Origin of the sequence: Dolomitihabitans soli (assembly GCF_022213955.1) — a bacterium.
GTDB classification, from domain to species: Bacteria; Actinomycetota; Actinomycetes; order Streptosporangiales; family Streptosporangiaceae; genus Streptosporangium_A; species Streptosporangium_A soli.
The window spans coordinates 458617-482568 of sequence record NZ_JAKNTW010000006.1 but is presented as its reverse complement, the minus strand read 5'-3'; the positions used below and the strand labels follow the sequence as shown (position 1 = coordinate 482568).

The 23952-nt window shown below is 69.3% G+C and carries 25 protein-coding genes and 1 pseudogene; 13 read left to right on the top strand and 13 right to left on the bottom strand.

From position 1 onward, the window contains the following. Window positions 1-419: carboxymuconolactone decarboxylase family protein (locus MBA17_RS15580; protein ID WP_238497163.1), on the bottom strand; the 419-nt coding region annotated here is incomplete at its 3' end. Between the two features lie 196 nt (window positions 420-615). Here MBA17_RS15580 and MBA17_RS15575 point away from each other — a divergent pair. Beyond that, window positions 616-3087 (top strand): tetratricopeptide repeat protein, encoded by a 2472-nt coding sequence (locus MBA17_RS15575; protein WP_238497162.1) that lies wholly within the window; start codon window positions 616-618, stop codon window positions 3085-3087. 124 nt (window positions 3088-3211) lie between these two features. Here MBA17_RS15575 and MBA17_RS15570 read toward each other — a convergent pair whose 3' ends face one another. Beyond that, complete coding sequence (locus tag MBA17_RS15570) at window positions 3212-3748, bottom strand: ATP-binding protein (protein ID WP_238497161.1); 537 nt, start codon at window positions 3746-3748, stop codon at window positions 3212-3214. Between the two features lie 244 nt (window positions 3749-3992). Between MBA17_RS15570 and MBA17_RS15565 the strand changes: the two genes are divergently transcribed. The 5 genes from MBA17_RS15565 to MBA17_RS50425 all read left to right on the top strand — a co-directional run bounded on the left by MBA17_RS15565 (window position 3993) and on the right by MBA17_RS50425 (window position 7156). Then, the gene (locus MBA17_RS15565) at window positions 3993-4820 is read left to right on the top strand and encodes a helix-turn-helix domain-containing protein (RefSeq protein ID WP_238497160.1); all 828 of its coding nucleotides are present in this window, start codon (window positions 3993-3995) and stop codon (window positions 4818-4820) included. Continuing rightward, window positions 4808-5014, top strand: coding sequence for a DUF397 domain-containing protein (locus tag MBA17_RS15560; protein WP_238497159.1), 207 nt, complete (start codon window positions 4808-4810; stop codon window positions 5012-5014). The genes MBA17_RS15565 and MBA17_RS15560 overlap by 13 nt, the downstream gene beginning before the upstream one ends. 230 nt (window positions 5015-5244) lie before the next feature. Beyond that, complete coding sequence (locus MBA17_RS15555) at window positions 5245-6066, top strand: alpha/beta fold hydrolase (protein WP_238497158.1); 822 nt, start codon at window positions 5245-5247, stop codon at window positions 6064-6066. Then, window positions 6063-6851 carry a MerR family transcriptional regulator gene (locus tag MBA17_RS15550; protein ID WP_238497157.1) on the top strand — a complete coding sequence of 263 codons (789 nt, stop codon included), beginning with the start codon at window positions 6063-6065 and terminating at the stop codon, window positions 6849-6851. Before MBA17_RS15555 ends, MBA17_RS15550 begins: the two co-directional genes overlap by 4 nt. 170 nt (window positions 6852-7021) lie before the next feature. Further along, window positions 7022-7156, top strand: a complete 135-nt coding sequence (locus MBA17_RS50425; protein ID WP_455432770.1) for a DUF397 domain-containing protein — start codon at window positions 7022-7024, stop codon at window positions 7154-7156. A 65-nt stretch (window positions 7157-7221) separates the two neighbouring features. Here the strand turns inward: MBA17_RS50425 and MBA17_RS15540 are convergent, their stop codons facing one another. Genes MBA17_RS15540 through MBA17_RS15530 form a run of 3 tightly spaced genes read right to left on the bottom strand, consistent with a single transcriptional unit; the run spans window position 7222 to window position 10195 of the window. Beyond that, on the bottom strand, window positions 7222-8055 hold the full coding sequence (locus tag MBA17_RS15540; protein ID WP_238497156.1) for a carbohydrate ABC transporter permease: 834 nt from the start codon (window positions 8053-8055) through the stop codon (window positions 7222-7224). Next, complete coding sequence (locus tag MBA17_RS15535; RefSeq protein WP_238497155.1) at window positions 8052-8936, bottom strand: carbohydrate ABC transporter permease; 885 nt, start codon at window positions 8934-8936, stop codon at window positions 8052-8054. The genes MBA17_RS15540 and MBA17_RS15535 overlap by 4 nt, the downstream gene beginning before the upstream one ends. Next, on the bottom strand, window positions 8933-10195 hold the full coding sequence (locus MBA17_RS15530; protein ID WP_238497154.1) for an extracellular solute-binding protein: 1263 nt from the start codon (window positions 10193-10195) through the stop codon (window positions 8933-8935). The genes MBA17_RS15535 and MBA17_RS15530 overlap by 4 nt, the downstream gene beginning before the upstream one ends. A gap of 138 nt (window positions 10196-10333) precedes the next feature. On the opposite strand from MBA17_RS15530, the gene MBA17_RS15525 reads away from it, so the two are divergent. Further along, window positions 10334-11128 carry an IclR family transcriptional regulator gene (locus MBA17_RS15525; RefSeq protein ID WP_238497153.1) on the top strand — a complete coding sequence of 265 codons (795 nt, stop codon included), beginning with the start codon at window positions 10334-10336 and terminating at the stop codon, window positions 11126-11128. Here MBA17_RS15525 and MBA17_RS15520 read toward each other — a convergent pair. Further along, window positions 11125-11493 carry a winged helix-turn-helix transcriptional regulator gene (locus MBA17_RS15520; protein ID WP_238497152.1) on the bottom strand — a complete coding sequence of 123 codons (369 nt, stop codon included), beginning with the start codon at window positions 11491-11493 and terminating at the stop codon, window positions 11125-11127. The two genes, MBA17_RS15525 and MBA17_RS15520, sit on opposite strands and share 4 nt — an antisense overlap. A 91-nt stretch (window positions 11494-11584) precedes the next feature. Here MBA17_RS15520 and MBA17_RS15515 point away from each other — a divergent pair, with 91 nt between their 5' ends. Further along, entirely contained in the window at window positions 11585-12553 is a 969-nt protein-coding gene (locus MBA17_RS15515) for a quinone oxidoreductase family protein (protein ID WP_238497151.1), read from the top strand. A gap of 155 nt (window positions 12554-12708) precedes the next feature. Here MBA17_RS15515 and MBA17_RS15510 read toward each other — a convergent pair whose 3' ends face one another. Both MBA17_RS15510 and MBA17_RS15505 read right to left on the bottom strand, forming a co-directional pair. Then, window positions 12709-13791: a glycosyltransferase gene (locus tag MBA17_RS15510; RefSeq protein ID WP_238497150.1), complete on the bottom strand. Its 1083-nt coding sequence runs from the start codon at window positions 13789-13791 to the stop codon at window positions 12709-12711. Window positions 13792-13849: 58 nt separating this feature from the next. Beyond that, window positions 13850-14266 carry a glycosyltransferase family protein gene (locus tag MBA17_RS15505; protein WP_238497149.1) on the bottom strand — a complete coding sequence of 139 codons (417 nt, stop codon included), beginning with the start codon at window positions 14264-14266 and terminating at the stop codon, window positions 13850-13852. 330 nt (window positions 14267-14596) lie between these two features. On the opposite strand from MBA17_RS15505, the gene MBA17_RS15500 reads away from it, so the two are divergent. After that, the gene (locus MBA17_RS15500; protein WP_238497148.1) at window positions 14597-15319 is read left to right on the top strand and encodes a metalloregulator ArsR/SmtB family transcription factor; all 723 of its coding nucleotides are present in this window, start codon (window positions 14597-14599) and stop codon (window positions 15317-15319) included. Between the two features lie 35 nt (window positions 15320-15354). Here MBA17_RS15500 and MBA17_RS15495 read toward each other — a convergent pair. The 4 genes and pseudogenes from MBA17_RS15495 to MBA17_RS15480 all read right to left on the bottom strand — a co-directional run. Next, window positions 15355-15582: pseudogene (locus tag MBA17_RS15495) on the bottom strand (helix-turn-helix domain-containing protein); the annotation flags it as partial. Between the two features lie 284 nt (window positions 15583-15866). Next, complete coding sequence (locus tag MBA17_RS15490; RefSeq protein WP_238497147.1) at window positions 15867-17105, bottom strand: SGNH/GDSL hydrolase family protein; 1239 nt, start codon at window positions 17103-17105, stop codon at window positions 15867-15869. Next, window positions 17105-17578: an anthrone oxygenase family protein gene (locus tag MBA17_RS15485; RefSeq protein WP_238497146.1), complete on the bottom strand. Its 474-nt coding sequence runs from the start codon at window positions 17576-17578 to the stop codon at window positions 17105-17107. Before MBA17_RS15485 ends, MBA17_RS15490 begins: the two co-directional genes overlap by 1 nt. After that, window positions 17575-18906, bottom strand: a complete 1332-nt coding sequence (locus tag MBA17_RS15480; protein WP_238497145.1) for an amidohydrolase family protein — start codon at window positions 18904-18906, stop codon at window positions 17575-17577. The genes MBA17_RS15485 and MBA17_RS15480 overlap by 4 nt, the downstream gene beginning before the upstream one ends. 193 nt (window positions 18907-19099) lie before the next feature. On the opposite strand from MBA17_RS15480, the gene MBA17_RS15475 reads away from it, so the two are divergent. The 4 genes from MBA17_RS15475 to MBA17_RS50420 all read left to right on the top strand — a co-directional run bounded on the left by MBA17_RS15475 (window position 19100) and on the right by MBA17_RS50420 (window position 22899). Beyond that, on the top strand, window positions 19100-19690 hold the full coding sequence (locus MBA17_RS15475) for a TetR/AcrR family transcriptional regulator (RefSeq protein ID WP_238497144.1): 591 nt from the start codon (window positions 19100-19102) through the stop codon (window positions 19688-19690). Between the two features lie 224 nt (window positions 19691-19914). After that, window positions 19915-21066, top strand: coding sequence for an MFS transporter (locus MBA17_RS15470; RefSeq protein WP_238497143.1), 1152 nt, complete (start codon window positions 19915-19917; stop codon window positions 21064-21066). A 418-nt stretch (window positions 21067-21484) separates the two neighbouring features. Then, a complete protein-coding gene (locus MBA17_RS15465; protein WP_455432769.1) occupies window positions 21485-22792 on the top strand; it encodes an OFA family MFS transporter in 1308 nt (435 codons plus the stop codon). Continuing rightward, entirely contained in the window at window positions 22789-22899 is a 111-nt protein-coding gene (locus MBA17_RS50420; RefSeq protein ID WP_455432768.1) for an MFS transporter small subunit, read from the top strand. Before MBA17_RS15465 ends, MBA17_RS50420 begins: the two co-directional genes overlap by 4 nt. 159 nt (window positions 22900-23058) lie before the next feature. On the opposite strand, the gene MBA17_RS15460 is transcribed toward MBA17_RS50420, so the two are convergent. Then, window positions 23059-23865 carry an SAM-dependent methyltransferase gene (locus MBA17_RS15460; protein WP_238497141.1) on the bottom strand — a complete coding sequence of 269 codons (807 nt, stop codon included), beginning with the start codon at window positions 23863-23865 and terminating at the stop codon, window positions 23059-23061. Window positions 23866-23952 lie beyond the last annotated feature (87 nt).

The window sequence follows — 23952 nt, the reverse complement described above, 5'->3', positions numbered from 1 at the left end:
TTGAGCCGGTTGAACAGGTTGGTGACGCCGATCATCAGCACGATCGCGGCCAACTGCTTCTCGTCGAAATGGGTGGCGGCCCTGTCCCAGACCTCGTCGCTCACCGCGTCGGCACGGTCGGCCAACCGCGTCGCGGCCTCGGCCAGCGCGAGCGCCGCCCGCTCCTCCTCGGTGAAGTACGGGGTCTCCCGCCAGGCGACGACCGTGGCCAGCCGCTCCTCGCTCACTCCGGCCTTACGAGCGGTCTTGGCGCCGGCGTCGATGCAGGCACTGCAGCCGTTGATCTGGCTGACCCGCAGATGCACCAGCTCCAGCGTCTGACCGTCCACCCCGCCGGCGTGCACGGCCTTGAAGAGCTCCTGAATGGGCTGCATCGCGTTGGGCAGGATCACGGCCGGGTTCTGCATACGGGACTGCATCGTGGTTCTCCTCTTTCGGATCGACGCCCCGTCCCTCGGGACGTGTCTCTATAACAGCCGGACGGGCTCGCCATGACGATGGCGGTGGGACACCGTGGGACAGCCGAAACGGCGTTGGCCTGCGGCGATTCATCCCGATAGGTTTCTTCTGCGACGGGACAGAGAAAGGCAGGACGCGGTGGTTGTGCAACAGCGGATGACGAAGGCGGCCCCCCAAGACGAACTGGCCGCCCGGCTGCGCCTGCTCCAGGAGTTGTCCGGGCGCGGCGTGCGGGCCCTCGCGCGGGACACGGGCCTCAGCTCGTCGTCGCTGTCGCGCTACCTCAGCGGCCAGTCGGTGCCGCCCTGGCCCGTGGTGATCGAACTCTGCCGCCTCGTCAAGCGTGACCCCCGCCCGCTGCGCTCCGTGTGGGAACGGGCGACGAACCCCCTGCCGGCGCCCCCGAAGACGAGCCGCCAGGTCCAGCCCCCGTCGCCGCCCGCCGGCGCCCCACGCCCGCCCCGCAACGATCTGCCGCGCGACGTGCCCGACTTCACCGGACGTGAGGCCCAGCTCGCCGCCGTCCTCGCCGCGGTGGACAGCAGCCGGGTGGTCGCCGTCGACGGCATGGCGGGCGTCGGCAAGACCTGCCTGGCGGTGCACGCCGCGCACCAGCTCGCCGCCGAATACCCGGACGCCCAGCTCTATCTGGACCTGCACGGGTTCACCGACGGGCGGGAACCGCTCGATCCCGAGCCCGCGCTGCGGACACTGCTCGCCGCGCTCGACGTCCCGTCAGAAAAGATCCCGCAGGTGGGTGGTGTCGAGCCGCTGGCCGCCTGCTGGCGGTCGGAACTGGCCGGCCGGCGGGCCGTCGTGGTCCTCGACAATGCCGCCGGCGCTGACCAGGTCCGCCTGCTGCTGCCCGGCGCAGGCCCCTCCGTCGCCCTGATCACCAGCCGCAACCGGCTGCTGGGACTGGAGGAGGTGCCCCCGGTGTCGCTGGACGTGCTGACCCCGAAGGAGAGTGCGGAACTGCTGGCCCGCGCCAGCGGCGATCCCAGCGGCCCCGACGGCCGGCTGGCCCGTGACCCGGAGTCCGTGGCCGAGGTGCTGCGGTTGTGCAGCCATCTGCCGCTGGCCCTGCGGCTGGCCGGGGCCCGGTTGCGGCACCGGCCGGGCTGGACCGTGGGCATCCTCGTCGAGCGTATGGCGGAGGGCACCAGCGAGTTCGACACCGCGTTCGCCATGTCCGTACGGCAGCTGGACCGGGCCCAGCGCCGGCTGTTCCGGTTGCTTGGCCTGCTGTCCGGGTCGTCCTTCGACGAGTACGTGGCGGCGGCACTGGCGGACGTGCCGCTGCGCAGCGCCCGGGCGATGCTGGAGGACCTGCTCGACGCGCACCTCGTCCAGCAGCCTTCGGCGGGTCGCTACACGCTGCACGACCTGGTGCACCAGCACGCGCGCCGAGCCACCGCGGAGCAGGATTCTCCGGCGGAGCGGGAGCAGGCGCTGGGCCGGGTGCTCGACTATTACGTGCACGCGGCGGCCGCCGCCGACGCCGCGATGCCGTACGTGTCCGGCAGCCGCGCGGCCTCCGTGGGCCGGGCCCCCGCCGAGCTGCCGCGGTTCACCGGCAAGCATGCGGCCCTCGGCTGGTTCGTCACGGAGTACACGAACCTGATGGGCGCCTTCGAGGTGGCGATCGCCACCGGAGCCGACACGCACGCGTGCGAGCTGCCGCGCTACATGCGGGCGTTCTTCGCACGGCGTTGCGGCACGACGCACCTCAACGTCATCTTCGAGCGGTCGCTGGCGGCCGCACAGCGCCTGGGCGATCCGCGGCAACTGGCCGAGGCGCACAGCGACCTGGGCTTCGCCCGCTATAACGCGGGCCGGATGGCGGAGGCCGACGCCGCGTACGAGGCGGCGGCACCGCTGGTATCCCAGTCCGGGGACACCCGTTCCGAGGCGGATCTGATCATGCGCCGCGGCTACCTGAGGTGGGACGAGGGCTACGTCGAGGAGCCACTCGACCTCTTCCGGCTGGCGGGGAAGCTGTACGCGGACGCCGACTGCCCGATGGGCGCGGCCCATGCGACCGCCTACGAGGCTTGGGCGATGCTGCAGCTGGGACACCGCGAGGAGGCGGCTCGGCTGGCCCGCGAAGTGCTGGGCATCACGCACGCCGACCCCGCCTGGCCGGCCGTACTGACCGCCCGGATCACCCTTGGCATGGCCATCGCCCACGAGCGACCCGACGAGGCCGCAGAGCACCTGCACCAAGCCCTGGAACTCGCCCGCGAGGACGGCCACAAACACAACGAGGCGTGGTGTCTCAACTGCCTGGGCGTCGCCCTGCGCCAGATGGGCCGCTACGAGGAGGCGCTGGCCAGCCACCGTCAGGCGTTCACACTCCTGGACGAGTTGTTCGAGGAACACTGGAAGATTCACTTCCTCAACGGCTACGGCGAGACCTGCCGACTGGCCGGCCTGCCCGACGAGGCCCTGCGCCTGCACCGTCAGGCGCTCGAACTGGCCCCGAAGGTGGGCTACCGGCACGAGGAGGCACTCGCCCACGAGGGGATCGCGGCCGTACTCGACGAGACGGACCCGGCCGCCGCCGCCGAGCACCGCGCGGCGGGACAGACCATCCGACAGGAACTCACACCCGTGAGCCTGACGTAACTGGTCGCTCCCGCGAATCATGTCTGGTCTGCCTTGTAGTCGCCCGCGGCGAATCGTGACGTCCGCCCTGCGAGCGAACGCCTACTCAACTCGCTCGCGGGTGCCTCGGACAACGCCATGGTCATCAGGGTGGAGGCGGCCTCCATGCCGCCCCAGTCGTGCTCGTCGTGCTCGTCGTGCTCGTCGGAAGCGGCAGTTCCGCGAATACCACCTTGCCGTTCCTGCGACCGTTCGCGTCGTAGGGGCGGCGATAACCCCAGTGGCGTGAAAGTGCTGCCACGATGCCGAGGCCACGTCCGCTTTCGGCGTCGAATTGCGCGCCCTCGGCCGACGGTTGAGGCAGGCGTGGATCGGAATCCCACACCTCGACGAAAAGAGCCCGCCGCGTATCAACGAGGAAGAGCCGGATCAGCGTGGAGTGATCGAGCAGTTCGCCCCATCGCACCCCGTCATGCGACCCCCGCTCGGGCCCGACGGCGTTGACGGCGTTGGTGACCAGCTCGGAGACGACCAGCTCGGCGTCGGCTACGAAATCATCGTCTCGGTAACCCCAGCCGGTGAGTGTCGCCTTGCAGTAGGCCCGACCGATCCTTACGGCATTCGGCAGCGCGACCAGAGTCAACTGTTCGGCACGAGGTATGAGCATAATGTCGCGGCTCAATTTCAGACTGTCGCACACAATCAACACTCCATTCGCTATGCGCGGAATGTCCGACTGGCACGCGCATTATCGATACCGCCGTATCTAATTCAGTCGGCACGCGACCAGATTGCCTGTAACAATGCGCTCAGCGGAGTGAGTACGGCGTGACCATAGGTGACCAGTGTTGACGCAGGATTGGTCACATCGTCACCTTGCTGCACATCGCGAGTTCAACCCGTCACACTCGCTTTTGGAGGAAGGCATGAGTCGAGATGGTGCGGCAGGCACGACGGCGGAAGCCTGTTTCGCGGCCGAGTTGTCCAGGTCACGACGGGACGCGGGCCTCTCCCAAGCCGCCCTCGGGACCCGCATCGGATGCCACCGGACCCTCATCTCGCACATCGAACGCGGCGGGAAGCGCCCCCAGCGCGTCATCGCCGAAGCCCTCGACGCGACTTTCGGGTTAACCCATAAACGCCATTTCGTCGGAATGTACGAGCGTATTCTGCGCGATCTGGGAAGTCGCGGCTGGTTCCTCCGGTGGCTGGAGGTGGAACCCCAGGCATCCTTCCTCCGCTTCTGGGATCCGCTGCTCGTGCCGGGAATCGTGCAAACAGAGGCGTACGCGAGGGCGATCTACCAGCAGGAACCGACTGTTCCCGCGACCGAGGTGGACCGCGCGGTCGGCATACGAATCGCACGTCGGTCAATTTTGGAGCGAGACACGCCGCCTCGGATGTGGATCATGATGGACGAGACCGTTCTCCATCGACCTATCGGCGGACGCGAAGTGCTTGCCGGACAGCTCAGATTTCTACGAGAGATCGCCGATCATCCAAGCGTGACCATACAGATCGTGCCCATAGACGCAGGGTGCGCTCCCGGCCTGCTGAGCGCCTTCGCGTTGGCCCGGCTTCCCGATGATGTCCAGATAGCCACAATTCAGTCATCCGGCGATGGAGTGGTTACTGGAGAGCCCACCTTACTGTCACGACTTACGCTCCGATGTGACACTATTCGCGACGACGCCTACTCGCAGAGCGAGTCATTGCGACTGATCGAGAGAGTGACGAAGCAATGGACGAAGTAAGTCTGGAAGGTGCCATCTGGCACAAGGCCAAGGCCAGCGGCGGCAACGGCGGAGAGTGCGTGGAGGTCGCCCGTAACCTGCCCGGCGTCGTCGCGGTCCGTGACAGCAAGAACCCAGCCGGTCCAGTCCTGCAATTCACCCCCGGCGAGTGGGCCGCCTTCCTCGCCGGAGCCAAGAGCGGCGAGTTCGGCTAGCAACCCGAATACCATCAAAACCGACCTGCTGAGCCTGAAGCTTGGCAGGACCTCCACTACTCTCGGTCCAACCTGCCAATGCAACGGATGGACGATCACCTGTACCTCGGCACCGAAGCCGGCACGGCCCTGGGCCGCCTCCCCCTTGGCTGAGCATGTGCCGGTCGAGACCACTCGGCGAGCGTGCGCGCTGACTGGCGGCCAGGGTTTGACCTTGACCTTAGGTCAGGGTGCACGCTGACCTGGTGCCCAACTTCAACTCCACACGGACCGGCATGCTGCCGGTCGACGACACTGCACTGGCCGTGACCGACACCGGTGGGCCCGGCCCTTGCGTGATCTACCTCAATGGCCAGTTCGCCAGTCAGGCGTACTGGCGGCGCGTCATCACCGATCTCGGCAGCGAGTACCGGCACATCACCTATGACATGCGGGCCCGCGGCCGATCGAAGCGTTCGGCCGCGGCCGCTTCGTTCGAGACGCACGTCCGTGACATCGACGCCGTCCTTGCGGCCAGGGGCGTGGACCGGGCGATTGTGGTCGGCTGGTCCTACGGCGCGGCGGTCGCGGTGCACTGGGCCGGCCGGAATCCGGACCGCGCCCTGGGGGTGGTGCCCGTGGACGGCGCCTACCCGCACGACTACCCCGACGCTCCCCCGGAACGGGTCCGGCAGTTCTGGCGCCGGATGCGCTTGCTGCTGCCAGTGCTCTCCACGATGGGCATGGCCGCGAAGATGTCCGCCGAGCAGCATGCCCAGAGCAACATCGAGCTCATCGAGATCAGCGCCGCCCTCGGCCCGATCCTGGACGGGGTGACCGTCCCGGTCCGGTACGTGGTCGCCACGGGCGCCAACCTCGGAGGCGGCCATGATGAAATGGAAAGCGCGCGCGCCACCCTCACCCCGGTGCTCGCCCGCAACCCCAACGTCAAGGTGAGCGCGAAGGTCGCCAGCAACCACAGCAAGATCGTGCGCAAGGACTTCCGCGCGATCGCAGACGCGGTTCGCGAGCTCGCCGGCACCCCACGATCACGAGGTCGGCAGAGCAGATGACGGACGGCGTGACGATCGGCCAGGCGGCGGCATTCGCCGGCGTCACGGTGAAAACCATTCGGCACTACCACCAGCACAGGCTGATCGACGAACCCCGGCGCGACAGCTCCGGCTACCGACGCTACGGATCGGCCGACCTGCTGCGACTGGTCCAGATCCGGACGCTGGCCGCCGCCGGCGTACCGCTGGCCGAGATCGGGGCGATACTCGACGCCGATCTTGACCGCTTCGCCGACGCACTCGTCGACGTCGAACGGCGCCTCACCGACCGGATCGACGATCTGATCGCGCGGCGTGGGACGCTGCGCCGACTCGCCACCGGCGACCGGGCCCTGCTGCCCGATCGCGCTCTCGCCCTCCTGGACAGGGCCCCCGATCTCGGCTTCACCCCAGACGACGTGACGATGGCCCGGGAGGGCCTGGTGCTGATCAAAGCCCTGGTGCCGGAGGGCTTCGACGACTACATCTCCCGGATCGAGCGCGGCCTCGACGACCCTCGGTACATGTCCTTGATCAAGCGCATGTGGCGTGCCGCCGAGTGGGAGCCGGACGACCCCCGCATCGACGAACTCGCCACGGCCATCGCCGACCACTTCCTCGCCCATCCCGCACTGCTGCCCATCCCGGCCGGACTCCAGGCCCGCACCGACAGTGCGATCCGGTACAGCCTGCTCACCCACCACGGACAAGAGCAGAAGCCGGCCTGGACCCGACTGACCGCGTTGATCGAAGCGCGTCTGCGCTCGGCCGGCATCGACATCGCGGACCAGACTCCCATTGCCTGAGCCCTGAAATCGCACCCCCCAGCTTCCACCGCGTAGGTCGGGCCCACCCCGACCTCCTGAGCCAGGGGCACTCTGGCGGCCCACGGCGCAGCTGTTGGCTTTCGGGTCCATGCCAGCGGCTTCTTCCTGGTCATCCGCCGGGTCATGAGCGTGATCCAAGCAACGGTCAGGTGTGTTTCGCTGTGCGTGGGGCGCTCAGACGCAGGGTGCGTGACAGCAAGAACCCAGCCGGTCCAGTCCTGCGGTTCACCCACGGCGAGTGGGCCGCCTTCCTCGACGGAGCCAAGAGCGGCGAGTTCGGTTAGTCAGCACTCCAGCCTGTCTGCCCGACCTGTTACGCCGCTGATCATGCACGCGCGAGCGGGGCGGGTCAGTCCTTGATCGCTCCGCCCAGGCCGGCGATGAGTCTGCGTTGGACGGCGATGAAGAAGATGAGCACCGGGATGGTCATCAGGGTGGAGGCGGCCATGATGCCGCCCCAGTCGTTCTCGTCGGGTTTGAAGAAGACGAGGAGGGCGGCCGGCAGGGTCTGGTTGTCCTTGGCGGAGATGATGAAGGTGCGGGCGAAGATGAAGTCGTTCCAGGCGGTGATGAAGGAGAAGACGCTGGTGGCGACGAGACCGGGGGCCACCAGGGGGAAGATCACGCGCCACAGGATGGTCGCCCGGCCGGCGCCGTCGATCATGGCGGCCTCCTCCAGCGCCTCGGGGACGGCGGCGACGAAGCCGCGCATCATCCAGATGGCGAACGGGAGCGAGAAGGCGAGGTGGACCAGGACGAGGGCGCCGAGGGTGTTGAGTCCCACGCCCGGCACCGCCGTACCCAGGTCGCGGATCAGGAAGAACAGCGGGATGGTGAGCGCCTCGACCGGGACCATCTGGGCGACCAGGAACATGATCAGGACCGTGGTGCGGAACCTGAAGGTGAAGCGGGTGACGGCGACGGCGGCGAGGAAGGCGACCAGGGCCGAGAGAACGACGACGGTCAGCGCGACGAACAGGCTGTTGAGGAAGTAGCGGCTGAAGTTCTCACCGGTGAGGACCCGCTGGAAGTGCTCGAAGGTGGGGGCCAGGGTCCACGGGCGCGCGTCGAGCGACTGGATCTCGCCCGCCGGTTTCAGCGCGGACAGGACCATCCAGTAGATCGGGAAGAAGGTGACGAAGGCGGTGACCACCGCCACGACGTCGGCGACCGGTCGCCTCACAGCTTCTCTCCCGTCCGGTGCAGCGCTCGGATGTAGAACAGGGTGACGACGAGCAGGATGAGGGTCATGACGACGCCGATCGCCGACCCGAGTCCGTACTCGGAGGAGCCGAACGCGGTCTGGTAGGCGTAGACGTTGAGGACGGAGTTCTGGCCCGCGATGCCGCCGCCGTTCGTCATCACGTAGATCTGGGTGAAGATCTTGAAGTCCCAGATGATCGACTGGATGACGACGATCGTGATCAGCGGCCGGAGCATCGGCACGATGATCCGCCAGAACGACTGCCACTCCGAGGCCCCGTCGAGGGCGGCCGCCTCGCGCACCGAGACCGGAATCGCCTGGATCCCCGCGAACAGCATCACCATGACCAGCGGGAACGAGTGCCAGACGACGGTCGCGCCGACCACCCCGAAGGTGACCCACCGGTCGTAGAACCAGTTGAAACCGTCGATCCCGAGCACCTGGTTGACCAGCCCGAGGTCGGCGTCGAACAGGAACATCCAGACCGTCGAGCCGGTCATCGCGGGCGCGGCCCAGGCGGCCATCGCCGCCAGCGACAGCAGCAGCCGGGGCCAGTGCCCGGCTCGGGTGAGCACCACGGCGAGCGCCGCGCCGACGGCCAGCGTGACGATCACCAGGACGGCGGCGAAGACCACGGTCTGGCCCAGGATCGACCAGAAGCGCGGATCGCCGAACAGCGTCGCGTAGTTGCCGAAGCCGATGAAGGTGGTCGGTTCGCCCCCGCTGACCTGGGCCTGCCGGTAGTCGAAGACCGACAGCAGGCCCAGCATGTAGATCGGGTAGCCGAACAGCGGCGCGAGCACGGCCACGGTGGGCAGGAGGTAGAGCCAAGGGGTTCGGGTGCGGCCCGCCTGCGTCATGACCGTCCGAACGCGGCGTTCACCGCCGTGGCCGCCTCGGTGGTGGCCTCCTCGACGGTCGACCGTCCGGTGGCGATCTTCTGCAGCATGGTCGGGATGACCTTCTGATTGTCGATCTTCACCCAGGCCGGGTCGATCGGCACGAACCTGGTGCCCGCCGCGACGGTGTCGAGGAACGGCTTGAGGAACGGCTCCTCGGCGGCGAGCGCGTCACGGGCGGAGGTGAGCGTCGGCAGGTTGCCCATCGCCTCGAACATCTTGGTCTGGTACGTCTTGCCGCTGAGGAGCTGGACGAACTTGACCGCGAGCGACCGGTGCGCACTGCTCTTCAGCACGCCCAGGTTGTTGCCGCCGGCGAACGCGGGGGCGATCGAGTCCTTCGCGGCCCCGGGCAGCGGCACGACCGCGTACTTCCCGGCGGCGGGGCCGGCGTCCACGGCGGACCGGCTGAAGTTGCCGAGGATGCCCATGGCCGCCTTGCCGCCCGCGAACAGCTCGACGGTCTTGCCGCCGGTCAGCGAGGCACAGGTCTGCGGCGGGCAGTTGTCGTCCTTCAGCAGGTCGGTGTAAGCCTGCACGCCCTTGCGCGACTCGGGGCTGTCCAGCTTCTCGATGTCGCCGCCGGCGTCCCAGACGAGGGGCAGCGCGCCGAAGGTGTACTCCCCGCCGACCGCTATGCCGTACATGTCGGGCTTCTTGGCTCGGATCTGGCGGGCAGTGCTGGTCAGTTCCTCGATGGAGGCGGGCGGCTTGAGGCCGAGTTCGTCGAAGACGTCGGTGCGGTAGTAGAGCGCGCGGATGCCGATGAACCAGGGCACGCCGTACAGCTTGCCGTCGACGGTGGCGGAGCCGAGCAGGTCGGCGCCGAGGTCCGCGCCCTCGGGCCACGCCCGCACGTCGGCGGTGAGGTCGGCGAAGCCACCGGCGGCGGCGTACTCGGCGAGGTCGGTGTTGCCGTACTCGGCGACGTCGGGCGCGCTGGCCGGGTCGTTGAAGGCGCCCTTGAACTTCTCGTGCCTGGCCGGGGTCGTCGGGATGTAGGACACCTCGACCTCGACGCCCGAGTTGGCGGCCGTGAACTCCTTGACCGCCTCGGCGACGACCTTCTCCTTCGGCGCCCGGTTCGGCTCCTCGTAGAGCCACACCCGCAGCGTCCCCGACTTCTCGTCACCCCCGCCGGCCTGCGGCGCGGTGGACGGCGCGCACGCCGCCAGCGCCAGTACGGCCAGGCCCGCGGCTGCCCAGTTAAGAATCTTCACTATTACCTCCAATGGGGGCAGACCCTAAGAGGGCTTCACCGGCTCGGGAAGGACCGGGGTGACTTGTTGTGCAGTGCAGAACGATGTGGTGCAGAAGCCGCCTGGTGCCCGTAGCCGCCGTAACGTCGAAAGGCAGCCATGGACGAACCCCCCAAGGCGCGCAACCAGTCGGCTTCGCTGCGGCGTGCGCTCGCCGTACTGGAGCATGTGCGCGATCACTCAGGCCACGGCCTCTCCCTCACCCGGCTCGCCGAGGCGGTCGGCCTGTCCAAGAGCACGGTGCTCCGGCTCACCGTGCCGCTGATCGAGGCGAACCTGCTGACCAGGGACAGGAAGAGCGGCGCGTACCGGCTCGGGCTCGGCGCCCTGCACCTCGGCCAGGCGTACCTGACGCGGCTCGACCTGCGGACGGTCGCCGCCGAGGAGGCGCACCGCCTGATGTCCGAGGTCCGCGAGACCGTGCACCTGGTGCTGTACGACCCGCCGCACATCGTCTACATCGACAAGGTGGAGAACGCGACGAATGTCAGGATGGCGTCGCGGATCGGCAGCCGGGCGCCCATCCACTGCACGGCCGTCGGCAAGGCGATCCTGGCGTGGCAGCCCGAGGAGGTCGTCGAGGAGGTGGTGGCGGCCGGGCTGCCGAGCGTCACCCGGCACACGATCACCGACGCGGCCGGCCTGCGCACCGAACTGGGCCGGATCAGGCAACGCGGCTACGCCGTCGACGACCGCGAGAACGAGCCGGAGGTGCGCTGTGTGGGCGCGCCCATCTTCAACCACGCGGAGACCGTGACGGCCGCCATCTCCGTCTCGGGCCTCACCTCCCGGATCACCGCCGCCCGGGTGCGCACCCTGGGCCCCCAGGTCGCCGAAACGGCACGGCGCATCTCCAGGAAACTGGGCTCCACCAAGCGCCCGCCTGAGGGTTAGTCGCGGTTGTCGTAGGCTTCGCGGGCTTCGAGCATCGCGGAGAAGTTGTCGGCGGCCCAGGCACGGCAGGCGGCGATGGGGGCGAAGAGGGTACGGCCCAGCTCGGTCAGCTCGTACTCGACCCGGGGCGGGATCTCGGCGTAGGCGGTCCGGGTGACCATGCCGTCGCGTTCGAGCGCGCGGAGGGTCTGGGTCAGGACCTTCGGCGTGACACCCCTGATCGGCACCTGGAGCTCGGAGAACCGTCTGGGACCCTCGTCCAGGCAGACGATCACCTGGGCCGACCACTTGTCACCGATCCGGATCGGCATGGCGCTGGACGGGCAGGCGGGGTCGAACATCTCGGGATCGAGTGGCTTGGTCACTTTCCAAAAGGTATCTAGCTACCTTTGAAGTAACAAGTATCTTCTGGATAGCTTCCTCGTCAGTGACCCCCAACGAGACGAGGGACAAGCGATGAGAGCTGCCAGGGTCCACGAGTTCGGCCCGCCCGAGGTGCTCCGGGTGGACGAGGTGCCCGACGCCGAACCGGCGCCGGGCGAGCTGCTGGTCCGGGTGACCGCCGCCGGGATCAGCTTCGCGGAGATCCAGATGAGGGCCGGGCTGATCCCGGGCTACACACCTCCGCTTCCCTACACGCCGGGCTTCGAGGTGGCGGGCACGGTGGTCGCCGCGGGCCGGGACGCCGACGCGGGGCTGGTCGGCAGCCGGGTGCTGGGGATGTCGGTCGCCGGCGGCGGTTACGCGGAGCTGGTCGCGCTGCCCGCCGTACGGGCCGTTCCCGCCGGGCTGAACGATCACCAGGCCGTCGCGCTGCTGGGCCAGGGCTCGGCGGCGGTGGGGGTGATCGAGACCGCGGCGATCCAGCCGGGCGAGGTCGTGCTGGTCGAGGCCGCCGCCGGCGGGGTGGGCAGCCTGCTGGTCCAGCTCGCCAAACGGGCGGGGGCCAGGGTGATCGCCGTCGCCGGCGGCGAGCGGAAGCTGACCGTCGCCGAGCGGCTCGGCGCGGACGTGGCGATCGACTACCTCCTGCCCGACTGGGGCGACCGGGTCAGGGAGGCCGCCGGCGGCGGCGTCCACGTGGTGCTCGAAACGGTCGGCGGCGCGGTGTCCGGCACCGCCTTCGACCTCCTCGCCGTCGGCGGCCGAATGATCGTCTACGGTACGGCCGGCGGCACCCCGCCCCGGTTCGAACCGGCCGACGTCCTCAACCGAGGGCTGACCGTGCGCGGCTTCGCCTCGGTGCTGCTGCCGCCCGAGGAGAGCGCCCGGCTGCTGGAGACGGCCCTGGAACTGGCCGTCTCCGGCGAGCTCACACCGTTGATCGGCGCGACCCACCCGCTGGAGGAGGCCGCCGCCGCGCACCGGGCGTTCGAGGAGCGGACCGCCATCGGGAAGACGGTTCTGCTCCCCGCCCAGAAGTGACGGGCCTGGATTTCGAGGCACTGGAAAGCAGCCTTCCGGTCCGCGTGAAAGCACCTCCCGTGCTTATTTCGAGACACCCGAAAAGCAAGCCTCGGGCGGCAATGAATTCGACCGCCAAGGTGTCGCGAGACACCCCGGAAAGCACGTTCCGACTCTTACAGCAAGGACTCGATGAGATGGGCCGCGGTCTGGGCGGGCGGAGCGGCCTCCAGCCCGGCTGCGAAGGCGACCGCGGCCGATCGGTAGACCGGCGACCCGACCACGGTGTCAACGGCCTCGCGCAGGGTCTGAGCGGTGAGCGAGCCCGGGTCGAGCGCGACGCCCAACCGTAACTCGGCACAGCGCCGCGCGATGTAGCCCTGATCGTTGACGAGTGGAAGGAGGACCAGCGGAAGTCCTCTGCGCAGTGCCCGGGACACGGTCCCCCAGCCCGCGTGGGTCACCACGGCCGAGCACCGGTCGAACACCTCGTCGTGGTCGGCCGGCTCGATCAGCCGCACGTTGGGCGGGGGGACGGGCAGCGAGGCCGGATCGGTGCCGGTCGGGAGGAACACGACGACCTCGGTCTCGGTGCCGCCGAACGCCTCGATGACGACTCGGATGTAGTGGTCCTGGGCCGGGCCGCCGGCGCGGAGCGTGCCGCGCGGGGCGCTGCTGGTGGTGACGGCGATGGTCTGACCGCCCCGCGCGAGGCCCCCGCGCGGGGCTCCGACCAGCGGCCCGGTCAGCGCGACGGGGCTGGGGAAGTCGACCGGCCCGGCGAAGCCCGGTGTCGCCGGGATGAGGTGCAGGTACGGCGAGGTGAGCGCGAGGAGGCTCTCCCGCATGCCCTCCACCTCGAAACACGGTCGCAGCGACTCCTCGATGAAGATCTTGCCCGCGTCGAGCACCGGGACCGGACTGCACGACAGCGACGCCCAGGGCAGTCCCGCGCGTTCGGCCGCCATTCCGCCGCCCGGCATGAACACGTCGCTGACCAGAAGGTCGGCGTTGCTCATCCGAAGCGCCTCCCCGATGTCGAGCGCCATGTCGGCCACCGAGCCGAAGAACAGGTGCCGGAACATGGCTCCCGCGTCGCCGCTGCGCACCACGTGGCCGGGGACCGGTCCGCCGGTGCTCCAGCGAGCGGGGTTGACCACGTCGGCGCCGATGCCGGTCAGCGGGCGCGCGTGCCGCGCCTCGACGAACACCGTGACCCTGTGCCCGCGCTCGACGAGGCAGCGCGCGAGCACAGCCATCGGAAACGTATGCCCTCGCTGCCCGAAGGGGACGAGTAATAAGCCGGCCATGCCGGACTCACCCGGCCACGGTGGAGGCCGACTCCACCTGTTCACGGACTCCATTGGCGTCGTCGTCACGGTGTGATCGCGCGATGGTGTCACCCGGCCGGAAAGCCGTTTCAGGCATGGCGGTGCGAACGATCTGATCCCCCGCGAAGGGCCTCGCCGCGTCGAACGCGTACGGCATGCCGCCTGCCTCCTCCTGGCACCGGTGGCCCAGGTTCATCCCATGCCGGTCGCCGGCCCCGGGGAACCGGCTGACCTCCCACTTGGCAAGCGAGAACGCCACGAAGACCTCGCGCGCCCCGCCCTGGCGCGGCACTTCGAGCGGGTGCTCGAAGACCGCCTTCTCGACCCCGCGCGTCACCCCGTCCGCGACGACCTCGTGGCATGCGATCGGGACCAGCGCGCTGGCCGCCCGACACTGCCACAAGCGAGTCCTCGTCCCGGCCCACCGCCGGGGTCTCTACCGTTCCGCCCATGTGACTTCTCCGTGCCGCCGGGCTTCACCGCTCTAGCCAAGAACTCACCAAACCATAAAGGTTTCGCCTAGCTACCCGCTCAAACACCACGCAAACCATTGTCCTAACAATTCGACGGGCCCGAAAGAATCGCCGGCTTGGCGCGCCCAGGCGGTCCCACGGCACTACTGCCAGGTAGGCCTGCGAATCGGTCCGATCCTCCCCGAAGGCCGGCGGGCCCGGCCCGGCGAACGCGTCGGAAGATATTGACATGTCGGATTCTTCCGACGTAACGTCTGCTCGTGCCGAACGATGACGTGTTCCTCGCCCTGGCGAACCCGGTGCGCCGCCGGTTACTCGAACTCCTGGCGGACGGCCCGCAGACCGCGGGCGGTCTGGCGGGCAAGTTCGAGCTGAGTCGTCCGGCCGTCGCCGAACATCTCCAGGTGCTGCGCCGTAACGGGCTCGTCCGTGACGAACCCATCGGCCGCGAGCGCTACTACCACCTGACGCCCGAGCCGCTCGCCGACGTCGGCGACTGGCTCCATCCCTTCGAGCGCTTCTGGCGCGACCGCCTGCGGATTCTTACCGACCTCATCGAGGAGGACCCCGTGCACGACACCGAAACCGCCACGATCTCCGTCGACCAGTTCATCGCCGCGCCCCCGGCGAAGGTCTGGCGCGCGCTGACCACCCCCGAACTGCACGCCCGCTGGTGGGCGCCCGGCGACATCGCCGCCACCCTCGGGCACCGCTTCCACCTGGAGATGCCCGGCTGGGGGTCGATTGGGTGCGAGGTCACCGAGGTCGAGCCGGAGCGCCGCTTCGTCTACACCTTCAACGAGAACTGGAAGCTGACCTGGCGCCTGGTGCCCGAAGGCGGCGGCACCCGGCTGTTCCTCGACCACTCCGGCTTCGACCTCGACGACCACCGGGGCCGGGACGCCTTCGCCCGGATGGGCCCCGGCTGGCGCGACACCGTCCTACCCCGGCTCGCCGGGCTGGTCCCGCAGCTCCCCGACTGAACGGGGGTCGGGGAAGTTCGGACCGAAAACCGCCTTCAAGTCTCGGTCGCTCCTGGTGCGGGCGCCGGAGACTGGGCCTGCCGGTGCCGGCGTGCACGCTGCTTGGTGGCCTCCCGCGCCCGCTGCGCCCGGCAATCGTCGGGTCCGCCGTTGCGGGCGACCTCCCGCATGATGGTCGAGCCGGGCCGCCCGAGACGCCGGCCGATCTCGGTGAACCCGAGCCCCTCGGCCAGCCCCGCAGCGATGTGCTGACGGTCCTCATCGGTGAGTCTGTGGTCTTGGGACTATCCGGCCGGAATTAAACGATAAGCCTCCGCCACAGGTCAGGCAGGCTTGCGAAGGGGAGTCGCCAAGGCTTGGCATGCTGCCGGATCGGCGGGCTCGAGCGGCGCTGTGGCCTCGACGAGAGTGTCCAGCGCATCGCGCGCGGTCAGGAGTTCGGCCACCGCGCGACAGTTCCGACGCTGTCAGGACCTCGCCGGGGTGCGCGGCCGCGGCGGGCCGTACGAGAGCAGTCGAAGAACCCGCGGGCCCGCGGGATGACGGCTCATCCCAGATCTGCGAGATCCACGGCATCGGCCATCGCACGGTACCCCGCATCGCTGGGGTGCAGATGGTCGCCGCTGTCGAAGGCGGGGTCGAGCTGATCCTCATCAGCGGGCGAGGCCAGCGCACGGTCGAAGTCGGCCACCGCGTCGTACTCGCCGTTTGTGCGGATCCACGCGTTGACCTCCTCGCGCTTGGCCTCGCTGAGCGGCGTGTAGTACCGCGAGCCCTTCATGGGCGGGATCGTCCCGCCGATGACACGCAGGCCCTTGGCATGGGCCCGGCGGATCACCTCGCGGTGCGCGGCGATCATCTCGGCCGCCGAGACTTCGGTATACGGTGCGGCCATGGGCTGACGCGCCACGCTCATGCCGATGTCGTTGACGCCCAGGAGGACGATTAGCGTGCTCACGCCGGGACTGCCGAGGATGTCACGATCGAACCGGGCGGTGGCCCTGTCGCCGAGCCAGGCGGAGTCGACGGTCAGCCGGTTGCCGCTGATGCCCTGGTTGAGTACGGCGCGCGGCCGGCGGGCGGCCACCAGCCGTTCGGCCAGCTCGTCGGGGTAGCGGTTGTCGACGCCGGGGGTGGAGCCGTAACCGTCGGTGAGCGAGTCTCCGAACAGCGCCACGCCGTCGCGGCCGCGTGCGGCGCCCAGGACGTCGACGCCGGACAGGTAGTACCAGGACACGCTGGATTCGGTGAAAGCCGACGAGCCCTGGTCGGCCACGTGGTTGCCCTCAGCGCGGAAGCTCGCGGCCATCGCCTGAGCGTGGTACGTCGCCGGTCCCGTCGGCTTAGCGAAGTGCAACGTGACCGTGAGTCGTTCCAGTGCCGAGACCGGCAACGCCACCGGGTCGCTGACCAGCTCCGCGCCGGCCGGGATGGTGAACTGCGCCGCGCGCCGGTACGTCAGGCGCCGCAGCGATCCCTTCTTCACGGCGGCACCGGCGAAGCTGCGGGCCACGGTGGCGGCGCTGACCGACAGCGGAGCGGTGCCGTACACGTTGGTCAGCCGGATCCGGACGGCAGCGCCGCCAACGGTGGTCCGCGCCACCTGCCGGAGGGTCTGGCCCGCGAAGCCCTGCTCGGACCAGTTGGGGGTGAAGTTGGCGCCCGGGCGCTGGGGGGCGGCTGCCCAGGCGGCTTTCCAGCCGCGCCCCGACTCCGCCGAGGCGGGCTGCTGGGCGGCCAGTGTCGTGGCGAGGACCAGCGCCACGAGGATCCTGATGAAGCGCACTAGTGATCTCCTCGCTGAGGTCGAACGGTGAGGGTGATGATCAAAACGAAGGCGACGAAGGCCGTAAGCGTGCGGACGACGTTGAACGTCTCCCACCGCTGCAGGATCTCGGCATGGTCAGCCGGGGCGGTGCCGACGGCCCACACCTTTATCTGTCCGTTGATCGGCACGTTGCCGAACCGGGTGATCAGGAACGAGAGCACGGCCAGCACACTCGCCACTCCGGCCAGGTAACGCCGCGTGAGCAGGGCCAGGGCCAGCGAGCTCAGCGCGGCCAGCGCCATGATGGTCTGCATGACGGGGCCGTTCATCCGCATCAGAGCGGAATGGAAGGTCAGCCGCACGTCGAGCGGCACCGCGTTGAACGTGGTCGCGACGTTGACGGCGCCGTAGCCGAAGGCACCCGCGAGCAGGCCGGTCGACAGCAGGGCCAGTGCGGTGACGAGACGGATCGCCCTGTCCGAGGCTCTCATGCGGCCGCAGCGCTCTCGATCGCGGCGAGCATCCGCGCCCGCTGGTCTGTGGAGATGACGCGGCCGCGGGCCACCACGGTGTGGATGCGGGTGGTGTGGCGGATGTCAGCCAGCGGATCGGCGTCCAAAACCACCAGATCGGCGGCCTTGCCGGGCGCGACCGTGCCGATCGAGTCGTCCAGCCCGAGCAGCCGCGCCGGTTCCAGGGTCGCGGCACGCAGCGCGCGCAGCGGCGACAGACCTGAGCGCACCAAGTTGACCAGTTCGTCGTGCAGACTGAATCCGGGCACGACGAACGGCACGTCGCCGCCGTCCGTTCCCGCGACCACCGGCACCCCGGCCCTCTCCATCTCGTTCACGAAGGCCTTGCGGCGCTCGAACAGTGCATATCGCTGCGCGGCGACCTCCGGCGTGCGGTTCGCCTTGATGATGTTGTCCAGCGCCCAGCGCCAGCCGTCGGCCAGCTCGGCAGGCACATACTTGAGCCGCCCGTCGTCCAGCACCTCCTCGGGCCGGTCCAGCACCTGGTAAGCCGTCAAAGTCGGCACGACCCTGGTCCGGTTGCGCGCCAGCGTGGCGAAGACCGACGCCGCCTTACCGGTGCTGTAGCCGGCGACCGCCTCCCACTCGAGCCGGTGGATCTCCTGCATCCAGCTGACGTAGTCGCTGCGCGCGAACTCCAGGCCGGCGATCTGGGAGCGCAGCTTCCGCTCCCGCGTGGAAGTGGCGTACCAGGTGGAGTAGAGATGCTCGATGCTCCGCTGGCCGAGGCTGCTGGCCGTGGTCAACGCGACCCCGTCGGGGCAGTGCCCGGCCATCGGCAGCCGGTGCCGGCGCGCCTCCTCGGCTACCACGCGGTACAGCTCGGGGGAGAGCCTGGAGTACACCTTGACGAAGTCCGCGCCCTCCCGCTTCGCCTGGCGGACCGCTTCGCGGGCTTGGGCCTCGGTCGCGACCTCGACGAACGCCGACGGGTCGCCGATGGTCGGCGCACCATCGATGATCCGGCTGCCGATGACCGAGCGCGGCCCGAGCAGATCGCCCCGGTCGATCCGCTCGCGCCACTCGTGCAGCAGTGGGGTGCCGGACATTTCGCGGACGGTGGTGACGCCGTTGACGAGGTACAGCGGCGGGGAGATGCGCTGGTCGGGGATGCTGTGCACGTGTGCGTCGCACAAGCCCGGAATGACGAACTTGCCGGGCAGGTCGATGATCTGCGTGCCCTCTGGAATTTCGGGGCGCGGTCCCACCGAGACGATCTGCTGTCCACGGATGAGCACGGTTCTGTTGCGCCGGGGCGGGCCTCCGGTGACGTCGACAACGGTCACTCCAGTGAGCGCGATCCAGCGCGCCTCAGATGCCGCCTCCGACGCCGATGCGGATGCGGATGCGGATGCGGCTTGACCCGTGCCCGCTGTGGTCCCGGCCATCACCATGAGCGCTCCTGCCTTCAGCGCGTCACGCCTCTTCATTAAGTCTGACATGGCGTCAAACATAGTGAAGGTGGCTAAGATTGACAACATGTCTGAGATAGCACCCGCCAGACGCCGACGCCGCCGCGCCGACGCCGACCGCAGCGCCAGCGAGATCCTCAGGGCGACCAAAGAGGTACTCGCCGAGCAGCCGCACGCGAGCGTCGAAGAGATCGCCGCCGCAGCCGGAGTGAGCCGCCAGACCGTCTACGCCCACTTCAAAACCAGGGAGGCGCTCATCAGCGCGGTGCTCGACGACATCACCGCGGAGGCAGCGGCCCAGATGGACGCAGCTCAGCTGGACCGCGAACCCGCCGTGGACGCGCTCCTGCGCCTGCTCGACATCAGCTGGCGCACCCTTCAGCGCTATCCGCTCCTCCTGACCGTCTCCACCCCCGCTACCCCCGACGCCGCCGACGCCGAGCGGCACGAGCCGGTCTTCGACCACCTCGAACGGATTCTCAGCCGCGGCAGGCAGTCCGGCGAATTCGCCTCCAGCCTTCCCACGCCCTGGCTCGTCACCGCCGTCGCCACCCTCGGCCACGCCGCCGGAGACGAAGTACGAGCAGGACGGATGACACCCCAGCAGGCCAGCGACGCCCTGGCCACCAGCGCCCTGCTGCTCTGCGGGGCCAACTGATCATCCCGCCCGAATGGATGGGCGAGCCAGGCCGCTGCGGCGGCCCCATGGTTATAGCCTCCATCCTCGCCACCCCCATCGACATAGGCATATCCAAGTGCAACATGCGATATAGCAGGGGGTGTACGTTATATCGGTGGGTACGATCGGGCGAGTCCGTCAAGTGACCGAGGGCATCATCCCGCCCGACGCGGCCGGATGAGCGCCGTGGCCAAGGGAGTCGCGTGAAGGCCGGTCGCGTCGCCGTCCTGCTGGCCCACGCCGCGATCACACAGGTGCTCACGTTCGTGCTCCGGCCCACCATGTCGTACCGGGCGCTGGAGCTCGACGTCCCACCGGCGTGGCTCGGCGTGCTGGGCGCGAGCTTCGCGGTGGCGCCGCTGCTGCTGGCCGTACCGGCCGGGCAGGCGGTGGACCGGCTGGGTGAGCGGCGGGTGGCGTTGAGCGGCGCCGTGCTGCTGACGCTGTCCAGCGTCGCCTTCCTGCTGGCCGGAGGGAGCATCGCGGGGTTGCTCGCCGCCAGCGTGCTGCTCGGCATCGGGCACCTGTGCTGTGTCGTGGGGCAACAGGCGCTGGTGGCCAACACCACCGCGCCGGGCCGCTTCGACACCGCGTTCGGCCACTACACCTTCGCCGCCTCGCTCGGCCAGGTCGCCGGCCCCGGCCTGATCGTGGTCTTCGGCGGCGGGAGGGCGATCCCCGACACACAGAGCATCTTCGCGTGGACCTGCGGCATCTCCATCGTCCTGATCGTTCTGTCGGCGTTCATGGCGGGCCGGCGGGGGGCGGCGCACCCGGCGGAGAGCGCCGCCGGCGGACTGCGGTCGCTGATGCGGCTGCCCGGTCTGCCGCACGCGCTGCTCACCAGTTGCGTGATCCTCGCCGTCGTCGACATCACGCTGGTCTACCTGCCCGCCCTCGGAGCCGAACTGGGGCTCGCCTCGGGCACCGTCGGGATGCTGCTGGCCGTACGCGGGGTGGCCTCGATGGGGTCGCGGCTGTTCCTCGGGCGGCTGTCGCAGTTGCTCGGCCGCCGCAGGCTGCTGGTCGCCAGCACGATCGCCGCCGCGCTCGCGCTGGCGGCCATCCCGCTTCCCGTGCCACTCTGGCTGCTCGCGCTGGCGCTGCTCGTCACCGGGTTCGGGCTGGGCGTGGGGCAGCCGCTGACGATGTCCTGGCTCGCCGAGTCGGCGCCGCCGGGGCTTCGCGGGCGGGCCATGTCGCTCCGGCTGCTGGGCAACCGCACCGGTCAGGTGCTCATCCCGAGCGCCGCCGGCCTGATGGCCGCCGGTCTGGGCGCGGGCGGCGTGCTCTGGATCGCCGCACTGGGCCTCGGCTGGGCGGGCGTGGCGGCGCGACGACTACCCGTCGACTAGAGGAACACCACTGACGTGTACGACGAGCGAGGCAGCATCACGACGCCATACGCCAAGCCAGACCACGACGCCATACGCCAAGCCAGACCACCACGTCGTACGCCAAGCCAGACCACGACGCCGTACGGCAAGCCACCCCCGAGCCACTCGCCGCAGCCGGTGACGGCCCGCGGGCCCACGGCACTCGGGCCCGCCGGCCCGCCCGCCGTCACGCCCGGCTCGCCGGAGTGAGTTCTCCGGTTTAAAACCGCCCACGGCGAAAGTAGGTTTCCGCACAATCTTGACCATTCGTCAACCGGCTCTCGACGGCATACGAGATCCGGAATACTGTATGCGAATGCCGGGTGACGCGTCTCACAGTCCGAGTTTCCTCGACCGTTCACGCATTGTGGCCTCGCCGTCATGGAGCCGCTGGCTGGTGCCGCCCGCGGCCCTCTCGGTCCATCTGGCGATCGGCCAGGCCTACGCCTGGAGCGTGTTCAAACCACCGTTGGAAGGCGCGCTGGGTCTCTCCGGCACCGCGAGTGCCCTGCCGTTCCAGCTGGGCATCGTGATGCTCGGCCTGTCCGCCGCCTTCGGCGGGACCCTGGTCGAGCGCAACGGGCCGCGCTGGGCGATGTTCGTGTCGATGACCTGCTTCTCCTCCGGCTTCCTGCTCTCCGCGCTCGGCGTCGCCACCGGGCAGTACTGGCTGGTGGTCCTCGGCTACGGCCTGGTCGGCGGGATCGGGCTCGGCATCGGCTACATCTCCCCCGTCTCCACCCTGATCAAGTGGTTCCCCGACCGGCCGGGAATGGCCACCGGGATCGCGATCATGGGTTTCGGCGGCGGCGCTCTCATCGCCTCCCCCTGGTCGGCGGGGATGCTCGCGGCCTTCGGCACCGACACGGCCGGGATAGCCAAGACGTTCCTGGTGCACGGCCTCGTCTACGCGGTCTTCATGTCGGTGGGGGTGTTCCTCGTCCGGGTTCCGCCGGAGGGCTGGCGGCCGCCGGGCTGGGAGCCCGCCGTATCGGCCGCGAGGCGGCTGGTCACCACGGCCGACGTCTCGGCACGCAACGCGATCCGCACCCCGCAGTTCTGGTGCCTGTGGATCATTCTGTGCCTGAACGTCACGGCGGGCATCGGCATCCTGGAGAAGGCCGCCCCGATGATCCGCGACTACTTCTCGGGTACGGCGACGCCGGTCGCGGTGGGAGCGGCGGCGGGCTTCGTCGCCTTGCTGTCGCTGGCCAACATGGCGGGGCGGTTCGTCTGGTCCTCGACGTCCGACGTGATCGGCCGGAAGAACGTCTACCGCGTCTACCTCGGCGCGGGGGCGCTGCTCTACCTCACCATCGCGCTGGCCGGGAACACCTCCAAGCCGCTGTTCATCGTCTGCGCGCTCGGCATCCTGTCCTTCTACGGCGGCGGGTTCGCCACCGTCCCCGCCTACCTCAAGGACCTGTTCGGCACCTACCAGGTGGGAGCCATCCACGGCAGGCTGCTGACCGCCTGGTCGACGGCAGGCATCCTGGGACCGCTGATCGTCAACGCCGTCGCCGACGCGCAGGAGAGCGCGGGCAGGACCGGGCCGGCGCTCTACACCTCGTCCCTCTACGTCATGATCGGGCTGCTGGTGGTGGGCTTCCTCGCCAACGAGCTGATCCGCCCGGTCGACGCCCGGTACCACGAACCGCCGGCCGGGGACCGCACCCCGGTGGCCACCCGAGGAGGCCGGTCGTGACCCGGCGCACCGCCCTGATGACGCTGGCCTGGCTGTGGGTCGGTCTCCCCTTCGCCTACGGCCTCTACGAACTGCTGCAGAAACTCACCCAGCTGTTCGGCGGCTGAGCGGCCCGCCCGCCCCGGCGATCGAGTCTGCGCCACGGCCGCTCACCTTCCGGGGAACCGCCATCACGGTGACCCGGCCGCCCTGCGGCCGGCCCGGCTCAACCGGCCGGCGAGCTTCCATCACGGCCCAACCTGGCCGTTGGCGGTCCGCGCGGGCGTTCAGTCCACCCGGCCGACACCGCCCAGTGCCCCGGCCTGGCCGGGGGCGACGACGGAGAGCGTCACCTCGGGGTGCCAGTCCTGCAACGCCACCACGCCGGGCTCGACCAGAGTGAGTCCGTCGAAGAAGGCGAGCACCTGGGCCGGGGAGCGCGAGGTGGCGCCCGGGGCCGACGTCCTGCTGATCACCTGCGCCCCCTCACGCTTCTGCTCCTCGCTCAACTCGCCGAGGGTGCCGTGCGAGACGACCATGTGGCTGCCCGGTCCGAGGCTCGCCTTGACCACCTCGACGATGCTCATGGCCTCGGCGTCATCGGGGATGAAGTGCAGCACGCCGAGCATCAGGATCGCGACGGGGCGAGAGAAGTCGAGGTGGGCCCGGATCTCCGGATGGTCGAGAAGCTCCTTCGGCAGGCGCATGTCCGCGCCGACGGCGATCACGTCCGCGTTCTCGGCGAGGATCGCCCGCGCGTGCACCAGCACGATGGGATCGTTGTCGACGTAGACGACCCGGGAGTCGGGCGCGAGGTCCTGGGCGACCTGGTGCACGTTGCGCTGGGTGGGCAGACCGGCGCCGATGTCGAGGAACTGCCTGATGCCCTGGTCGCTGAGGTAGGTCACCACTCGGACCAGGTAGTCGCGGTTCTCCCTGGCGATGTCGCGCACATTGGGGAGGATCTCAATGATCTTCTCCGCGGCTTCGCGATCGACCGCGAAGTTGTCCTTGCCACCGAGGTAGTAGTCGTACATTCTGGCCACGCTCGGAATGGTCGGATCGACTCCCGGTGGCGCCTTGGTCTCCTCCACGCCGCTCCCTGCTCCCCGATTGTTTGATACAGCAAGATCGTATGGGAAGCAGGGCTGATTTGTAGATCTTGTCCGGAAATTTCATGA